The following is a 1400-nucleotide window of genomic DNA, read 5'->3' on the forward strand; positions in this document are numbered from 1 at the left end:
TCATTTGAAACGTGGTTTAAAGGAAGTATATTCCTTCAACATGGAAATCACTTCTGTATATATAGCCGAACTAAGTTCGCTGCAGACTGGTTAGCGTCACATTATAAAGATATAAACATCGAGTCCTTATAAGAATGTAAACATTTTGATAAGGATATTCATGCACTTGTTTTTGACTACATGGAAGTAGAAGGCGTACAACAAAAAGAAGAGTGAAATCTCACTCTCCTTTTTTTATCACTCAATTGGGTGTCTTTTCTTTGATTAATGCCTTGTTCCCCCGTAGCATCCAATGCCCTTATGATAACCATAACCTTTAAAGTACCAAGTGATACCTGATGATGGATCAGTAAAAGCGTTAGCGAAAATCCCATCTGCATTTCTCAATGACATGTGATAGTCAGATATAACCTGAGGACAACTATCATGATATTCATACATTTTATAAGGTGCCAGCTGTGGTGAATCAGTATTATCAACTGTAGATGTTGCAGCTGAGGCTCCCATACCTCCTGTTAATACAAAACCAGTTGCTAATGCTCCCACTACTAATTTCTTGAACATAAAAATTCCCCCTTTAATAGTTTTATAACTTGCGCCTTAACTGTAACACATTTTACATTACTGTAAATATTTATAATATATACAAAATTTTATTTGAGTATTGGGAATATTAGGAACTAATTTTCTCAATGCAAAGAAAATAGATTCTGATATATAATTAAATCAAAGCTGTCACTCTTATCAATGTTAGATTGGAAAACTAACATCTTATCGAATTTCAACAAAAAAAGGCGCTCAAAATCCGGGCGTCTTTTTTTGTTTTAAGAATTGTTATAATTTCTTTAAAGGTATTTCAAAGTTTCTGTAAGTATATAATAAAGGAAGAGATGCGCTAACATCTCTTCCAGTAACTACTACCACAAGGTGAGTGGTTGCGACTAAATACTACTTTTTAAAAGTAATCTTTTTAACTAAGACCCTAGTTTTTAAGAGGAAAAGTTTTATAATATCGTAGGTGTGCAACTAGGGGAAGTTGCAATTTCTGTATAACCCAGAATAATCTCTTAGCGCTCATAACTTTTCAATCACTATCATTTTCCCTGATGTATGAGGTACTTCATGCTTAATAATCCCCTCTTTTAAATAAGCCTTTTTCTTGTCATATTGTTCTTTTACCTGCTTCTTAACAGGGTGCAATCCCCAAGGGTGGTCCCAATAATGGAATTTACCAAGTTTAAAATTTCCCCATTGAAACTGAGCATCTTGCAGCCGGTTATTCCCTTGATATAATCGCTCCAAAGAGTATTTCTTGATTTTCCCTTTTAGACTATCTACTACAATATATTTACTAGTTTTTTTATCATAACCAACTATAGAAATCCAATGAGAAATTATAT

1 protein-coding gene and 1 pseudogene are annotated in these 1400 nt (G+C 33.3%); both read right to left on the reverse strand.

The features are described from left to right. Positions 1 to 264: 264 nt before the first annotated feature. Positions 265 to 564 (reverse strand): LCI fold-containing protein, encoded by a 300-nt coding sequence (locus ACQGSG_RS28915; protein ID WP_426948743.1) that lies wholly within the window; start codon positions 562 to 564, stop codon positions 265 to 267. Between the two features lie 510 nt (positions 565 to 1074). Beyond that, a pseudogene (locus tag ACQGSG_RS28920) lies at positions 1075 to 1400 on the reverse strand (hypothetical protein); the annotation flags it as partial.

This window comes from Bacillus sp. GMa5/1, assembly GCF_050172015.1.
Lineage (GTDB): Bacteria > Bacillota > Bacilli > Bacillales > Bacillaceae_G > Bacillus_A > Bacillus_A cereus.

Excerpts from the sequence above, each read along its gene's own strand:
- ACQGSG_RS28915 (WP_426948743.1), bottom strand. The coding sequence starts at position 564 with ATGTTCAAGAAATTAGTAGTGGGAGCATTAGCAACTGGTTTTGTATTA.